6 protein-coding genes are annotated in these 7,082 nt (G+C 50.0%); 2 read left to right on the forward strand and 4 right to left on the reverse strand.

Going from position 1 to position 7,082, the window contains the following annotated elements; translation table 11 throughout:
* Nucleotides 1-18 precede the first annotated feature (18 nt).
* Nucleotides 19-1,764: a bifunctional 3,4-dihydroxy-2-butanone-4-phosphate synthase/GTP cyclohydrolase II gene (ribBA, locus tag NDI52_RS30480; protein WP_347280038.1), complete on the reverse strand. Its 1,746-nt coding sequence runs from the start codon at nt 1,762-1,764 to the stop codon at nt 19-21.
* A gap of 326 nt (nt 1,765-2,090) precedes the next feature.
* Between ribBA and argC the strand changes: the two genes are divergently transcribed.
* Nucleotides 2,091-3,155, forward strand: a complete 1,065-nt coding sequence (gene argC / locus NDI52_RS30485; protein ID WP_190775415.1) for an N-acetyl-gamma-glutamyl-phosphate reductase — start codon at nt 2,091-2,093, stop codon at nt 3,153-3,155.
* Nucleotides 3,156-3,423: 268 nt separating this feature from the next.
* Here argC and NDI52_RS30490 read toward each other — a convergent pair whose 3' ends face one another.
* Both NDI52_RS30490 and NDI52_RS30495 read right to left on the reverse strand, forming a co-directional pair.
* Nucleotides 3,424-4,338, reverse strand: coding sequence for a YihY/virulence factor BrkB family protein (locus NDI52_RS30490; protein WP_190775414.1), 915 nt, complete (start codon nt 4,336-4,338; stop codon nt 3,424-3,426).
* A gap of 92 nt (nt 4,339-4,430) precedes the next feature.
* On the reverse strand, nt 4,431-4,721 hold the full coding sequence (locus NDI52_RS30495) for a DUF4188 domain-containing protein (RefSeq protein WP_190775413.1): 291 nt from the start codon (nt 4,719-4,721) through the stop codon (nt 4,431-4,433).
* 376 nt (nt 4,722-5,097) lie between these two features.
* Between NDI52_RS30495 and NDI52_RS30500 the strand changes: the two genes are divergently transcribed.
* On the forward strand, nt 5,098-5,655 hold the full coding sequence (locus tag NDI52_RS30500; protein WP_190775412.1) for a PadR family transcriptional regulator: 558 nt from the start codon (nt 5,098-5,100) through the stop codon (nt 5,653-5,655).
* Between the two features lie 204 nt (nt 5,656-5,859).
* Here NDI52_RS30500 and hisC read toward each other — a convergent pair whose 3' ends face one another.
* Nucleotides 5,860-6,921, reverse strand: coding sequence for a histidinol-phosphate transaminase (gene hisC / locus NDI52_RS30505; protein WP_190775411.1), 1,062 nt, complete (start codon nt 6,919-6,921; stop codon nt 5,860-5,862).
* Between the last annotated feature and the right edge of the window lie 161 nt (nt 6,922-7,082).

Raw genomic sequence — 7,082 nt, forward strand, 5'->3', positions numbered from 1 at the left:
AAAAATCGATGTCTCTGATTAGTCATCTTGCCCATGGTGGGAGAAGACATAGATCCGCTGCGTTTCTAAGGACGAGCGGAGGGAGGAGGGGAGCACCGCATCCTTCTGGGCTACAGGATTCAAAGAGAACACCTGGCGGCACAGTTGAATCTGCAAATTGGTCATCGGGTCGCTTCCCGATGAAATAAGAAATTCCAATTGTTGCAGGTCATGCCATTGGGCAAGCTCGTCCAGAATGGGAACGATCGCCTCCACCAACGGATGGTCCGGATGCTGATACCAATCGGGTGCAATTCCCTGAGACTGAGCGAGGCCCAGATGGACGATCAAGGAAGCTGGGTTGAAGAGAGCGATCGCCACCGGACGTGCCTCTTCCTGCAATAGCAAGTCGTGCTGTTGAGCCAGGTGACGAATCTTCTCTAACCGCTCGTAGCGATCAATTGGGGATTGTGCATCTTCCTGCCATTCGAGGGCGATCGTTACCAGGTAGGAGCTGAGGAGTAAGTGCCCAAGCTTTTCAGCCTTGGTTTGCAGGTAAGCGGCATTGTAGCTCGTGGCTTCAATCAGCAGTGGTACACGATCCACCATCTCCAGGCCGTAGCCCTTGATGCCAGCAATCTTGCGAGGGTTATTCGTTACTAGCTTGAATTGTTTAACCCCTACATCATTCAGAATCTGGGCCCCAATTCCATAGTTGCGTTGATCGGCGGGGAACCCCAGCCGCTCGTTAGCTTCCACCGTATCCAGGCCCATATCCTGCAAGGAATAGGCTTTGAGTTTATTGATCAGGCCGATGCCACGTCCTTCCTGGCGCAGGTACACAATGACCCCTTCACCTACGGACTCAATCATTTTCAGCGCGGCTTGCAACTGCATCCGGCAATCACAGCGCAGGGAACCCAGAGAGTCCCCTGTCAGGCATTCGGAGTGAACGCGCACCATCACAGGTTTTTCGGCAAAGGTAGCTGGGTCGCCTTTGACAATAGCTACATGCTCGGAGTTATCTAGCAGGTTGCGATAGCCGTAGACTTTGAAGTGGCCAAACTGGCTGGGCAGATCGGCTATGGCTTCGCGAATGAGAAACCGCTCATGTTGCAGCCGGTAGCTGATCAGGTCGGCAATGCTGATGATTTTCAGTTGGTGACGGGCTGAATACTCAATCAACTCGGGTAACCGCGCCATCGAGCCATCAGGGTTCTGAATTTCACAGATGACGCCGGCAGGATAGAGGCCAGCCATCCTGGGTAAATCGACTCCCGCTTCGGTGTGGCCTGCTCGCTTGAGGACACCACCTTCGCGCGATCGTAACGGGAAGATATGCCCCGGACGGCGCAGATCCTCGGGCCGAGTTTTGGGATTAATGGCCAACTGAATGGTTTTTGCCCGGTCATCTGCAGAAATTCCGGTTGTTACGCCCAGGTGCAGAGCCCCGTCAATACTAACGGTAAAGGCTGTTTGTTCGTAGCTATCCTCAAAGGCCTGATTGCTTACCATCAAGGGCAGTTCCAGTTCATCCAGACGCTCCCCGGTCATAGCCAGGCAGATCAGCCCCCGAGCCTCAACTGCCATGAAGTTGATCATATCTGGGGTGCAAAACTGAGCCGCACCGATTAAATCCCCTTCGTTTTCGCGGTTTTCGTCATCCACAACCACGATCATTTTGCCAGCCTTAAGATCGGCTAACGCATCTTCAATGGAGTCAAACGTAAAGCCCGAAGTCGGGTTGAAGTCATTGAGCAGTTGGGGTGAGTGAAGCGGTTCCACGGGAAACTCTCTGAAGGAATGTTAACTTTTTGTAATGAGTCTGATCCCCATCTTATCGATTTCATCGATCTACCTGGGGATTTTTGCCTGGGTCTTTGGAAAGGGGCAGGCTAGGGAGGGGAGGCCCCCTGCAACAGCCTGAGGGAAGTTAACGCTGGAGTAGACCGGATCAGAGGCTAACGTTAGAGGCAACAGGCATAATAACGCCTGACCTTAGCGATAACCTGAAGAAAACGTGCGTTCAATTAGCACAATCGAACAGGTTAGTTTATTGTATTGCTACCGAGGATTATCGGTTTCCTTGTTGAGTCGTATAGGTCGGTATTATGGGTGATGCAGAACGGGTGTCGGTGGGCGTGGTAGGAGCCTCCGGCTATGGCGGAATACAACTGGTGCGGCTGCTGCAAGATCACCCTCATCTAGATTTGGTGTACATCGGCGGTAATAGCACTGTGGGGCAGGAGTTTGGTGCCCTTTACCCCCATTTAGGCCATCAGGTAAAGCTGACGGTGGAGGAAGTGGATGCGGAGGTGATTGGCGATCGCTGCCAGGTTGTCTTTCTCTCCCTGCCCAATGGCATTGCCTATAAAATGACCCCCCGTCTTTTAGAGAAGGGGTGCAAAGTATTGGATTTATCGGCAGACTACCGTTTCAGTGATCTGAGCACTTACAGCACCTGGTACGGCGTCGAGCGCGATGATTATGAAATTGCCAGCACAGCTGTTTATGGTTTACCAGAACTGTACCGCAGTCGCATTCAAGAAGCTCAACTGGTGGGTTGTCCCGGTTGCTATCCCACAGCCAGTTTGCTGGCATTAGCCCCCTTGCTCAAGCAGGGCCTGATTATTCCTGAGACCGCCATCATTGATGCCAAGTCTGGAACCTCCGGTGGAGGCCGCCAACCGCCTAAAGTGAATATGCTCCTAGCCGAAGCCGACAGCTCCTTTGGCGCCTATGGCGTCGGCGGTCGTCACCGTCATACTCCTGAAATTGAACAGGTATGCAGTGATCTGGCGGGTCACGAAGTCCTGATTCAATTCACACCTCACCTGGTGCCGATGGTACGCGGTATCCTCTCTACCGTTTACGCTACTATGCGTGATCCAGGGCTAGTACGGGATGATCTAATCACGATCTACAACGCCTTCTACCGCTCATGCCCCTGGGTCAAGATCCTTCCCAGTGGTACTTACCCCCAAACCAAGTGGGCTGCAGGCACAAACCTCTGCTACATCGGCATTGAAGTTGACCCCCGTACCAGCCGCGTGATCGTCATGTCCGCCATCGACAATCTACTAAAGGGTCAGGCAGGGCAGGCTATCCAATGCCTGAATTTGATGATGGGGTGGGAAGAAACGTTAGGGTTACCTCAATTAACCTTCTATCCATAACGTCTTAGGGTTATACATTTAACAACCCGTCATTCTTTTTGTGGGAGTGGCGACTTCGCCGCCACTTCCACAAAAAGAATGACGGGTTGTGTTGTTTGTAATCCTTAGCAACAGACCTTCTGTGTGAATCGTTGCATAGCGAAGCTATGCAACGATTTACGCCCTTAAAAACTGATTCATGCAGAAGCTTGAACCGGAAGTGCCAGATACCTGAGCTTTAACCATCCTGACTGAGTCTCTGATTCATCCAAAATACTAAGCTGCATCGTTAACGCTTTAAAGGGGTTTTACTCTCCTTGGAGGGCTCACCCGCCCGCTTTTTCATCATGGCTTCTCCTACGACGACGTTTAACTGATCGCCCAACAGCAAGGCCAGAGACGACAGATAGAGCCACAGCAATAGCACGATGACCGCCCCGATCGCCCCGTAGGCCCGGTTGTAATTCCCAAAACTCTCCACATAAAGCCGAAATAGATTTGACAGCATAGCCCACAGACCAGCGGCTATCATCGCACCCGGCATAATGGGTTGTCCTGGGTTCCAATGGCTTGGCCCAAACCGATAGATGAACCCAAAAGTGAGAGACATCACTACCAGCACCACCGGTAGGCTAGACAGCTCAGCAGCCCATAGAATCCAGGCATCAAAGGGACCGCTATAGCCCACCACCCGCCGCAGAAGCAGATTGCTCACAAAGACCAGATAGACGGCCAGTGTGACAAGAAGCAGAGCCCCAATCGTGAGTAAAAACGAGAGAAAACGCGATCGCCAATAAGGACGAACACGGGATTGCGGAATCTCATGGATCTGATCTAACGCAACCATCGCTGCACTCAGTGCCCCGGATGTGGCCCAGAAGGCAATGATGAAGCTAATCGAAAACAAGCCTGTATCCCGGCGGGTAGCAATATCGTTGGCAAAATCTTCAATCAGCACCATGGCTTCGCTGGGTACGACATCTTGCAACTGTCTCACTAAATTTTGCAGCGTTAACTGCAACGGAGCCACTAACCCAACCGCTGACAACACTGTTAAGATGCCCGGAAATAAACCCAGGATCAGACTGTAGGCCATTTCCGCAGCCAAACCCGGCAACCGTTGTTGAAGCGATCGCTGGATCAACGTGCGTACTGTCCTTCGATTAAGATGTCTCCAAAACTGAAAGAATCTGGGCCGTTCCATTGAAGTCAGCACGCCATACCGGGCAGTGGGTTTGTAGGATTTCGATACAGCTATCCTCATTGACACTAACGCTGTCTTTGATCCCCGACATCTCACTCGGGTAGATGTTTAGAGCCACTACGAGCTAACCGCATAGACTCTGTTTCATGGTGGCTTTGGGCAGGAACATGTTGTGTGGCAGCGGCCAACCCAAAGATGGACATTTTGCCGTAGATCGTTTCGTAAAGGACACCATCAATGTCGTAATGGGGGAATAAGCGGAAAAATTTCTTACCCCCTAAAAATCCCTTTTCGGGATGCTCGCGCAGGGTGCGCAACATCGGTCCCATGGCTTGAGCAACCGGCATCCATTCCGAGAAGGCAGTGAGCTGGTTCACTCGCATCCCAATTAGGAGATTTCCAGTAATGAAATTACCCCCAGATGTTGGTGCTTTGCCCGCGAAGCGGGCAAAGCACCAACATTCTGGGTAAATTCTTATGCAGAAACCTCCTTAGAAAAACGACAAAAGACCGATCGATCTGCGCTGTAAACCGTCCGGGTATTACGGATTTCATCGATTATTCCTTCTGGGAAAAGCCTGGATAGTCTGAATAGCTGCTGTATTAGGGTTAAACCGGATTGAAGCGAACCCTACAAGCCCCCCTGCGGAGCAAGCTAAATGAAATAGATAAGTTGTATATTCAAGAAAGTAACTATTCACTTAATTGAATATATGGACAGCTTGTACTCAATAAAGTGACTATGTCAAGTGAGAGCCTATGGCCTTAGTTCATGCAATTCTGGCAGTGCTACTGGAGGAACCCTGCAGTGGTTATGACTTGCGGAAGCGTTTTGAAGGCTCTGTAGGTTTTTTCTGGAAAGCTAGCTTTCAGCAGATTTACCGTGAACTGACCAAGCTGGAGGAACAGGGCTTGCTGCATGCCCAAGAAGTTCAACAGGAAAGCCGCCCTGATAAAAAGATTTATTCTGTGACTGAATCAGGGCAGCAGTTTCTGCGGGAGTGGATTGCGCAGCCTGCAGAAATGGGGCCGATTAAAGATGATCTACTCGTCAAATTATTTGCGGGGGCTTTAGTTTCTAGAGAAACTATCCGCGCAGAACTCGAACATCACCGACAGCAGCATCAGGAGAGGCTCGCGACCTATCGAGCCATTGAGCAAAATTATTTTCAGGATATTGAGGAGGCTTCGAGCGAGCATCAATTCCAATACCTCACCCTGCGCTACGGCATTCGCTCTGAAATCGAGTGGCTTAACTGGTGCGATGAAGTTCTGCAATTCTTAGACACCCATCTCAGTAGCGGACAAAACCTCTAAACCCGATTTTTTGTTGTGGAGGCTTTGCCCCATAACAAAAAATCAGGCTAATACTGCATGCCGGACATCAACCTATGTTGGGTAGTGTGATAACAAGTAAGGTTAAATACCATGATAAAAAGTGGTATTTAACCCGACATGATATGAGATGCCAAGTACCCCACACTACCTAACATAGGTATTAAGCCGCCGAGTGCTAGTGTTTCATGCCCTCTTGTTCAGCAAGCTGACCAATGCTTCCATCAGTATTTGGTTTTGCTCATCTGTACCGACAGAAATACGAAGCTTATTCTCTAATCCATGTTGTTTGAAGTAGCGAACTAGGATCCCTCGTTCTTTCAAGCCGGTGTAGAGGAATTCTGCATTTCCGTCTAAAGGAGTTGCCAAAACAAAGTTTCCTTGCGACTCCAACACCGTAAATCCTAAATTCTTCAAGTCTGCTGTTAACGTTGTTCGCGACACTTTCACTTTGTCTGCACAAGCATTTTTATAAGCTTGATCTCGCATCGCAGCAGCACCCAACATGATGGCGATCGCATCAATGTTGTAGCTATCCTTCACTTTGAATAATCCACTTAAAAGTTGAGGGTTTGCCACACCAAAGCCCATTCGCAAACCTGCTAGCGAGTAACCTTTGGATAAGGTGCGTAAGACAATAACGTTGTCAAATTCCTGAACTAAGGGCAATGCTGAAGATTCTGCAAAATCGACGTATGCCTCATCAACTACAAGAACACCGGATACCCCTTGGGCTAATTCCCGTAGATCATTCAACGGTACGGTGTGACCGGAAGGGCTATTGGGAGATGCGATGAAGGTAATCGCTCCCTTGGCTGCAATTAGTTCTTGAATGGGTAATTGGAAGTTATCCGCGTAGGGAACTTCAACCACTTCCGCAGGCTGCATGGCTGACAACGTTTTGTAGAGCACGTAGGTCGGCATGGGGTATACGACTTTGCGATCGCTCCCTTCTGCACAGGCCCGCACCAACAGATTCAGCACGTCATCACTACCGTTGCCCACAATAATCCAATCGGCGGGTACTCCCAGAGCATCACTGATCGCCTGACAAAAGTCTCTTGCGTAAGGGTCGGGGTAACGTCTTAGATACTCGCTATCTAAGTCGCGTAATACTTCCATCACCTTTGGAGAGGGTGGATAGGGATTTTCATTGGTGTTGAGTTTAATAATTTTCGTTCCCGGCTTGGGTTGTTCGCCCGGAACGTAGCCAGCCATGTTGTCAATAGCAGGACGAAAGTAGCTCATAATGAATCGCAAGAATTCCTGTCAGATGTGTGTGTTGTCTGATTACCCGATTGTTCGCACCAACAACCTAATTATTTTAGACGCATAAGCTAACCTTGTTAGTTCATGCCAAATCAATATAAAGCTGCGCAGAATGGTGTGTGGGACGCGTAGCGTCCCAC

The sequence above is a fragment of the Leptolyngbya sp. PL-A3 genome, from assembly GCF_039962325.1.
Classification (GTDB): Bacteria; Cyanobacteriota; Cyanobacteriia; order Elainellales; family Elainellaceae; genus Vacuolonema.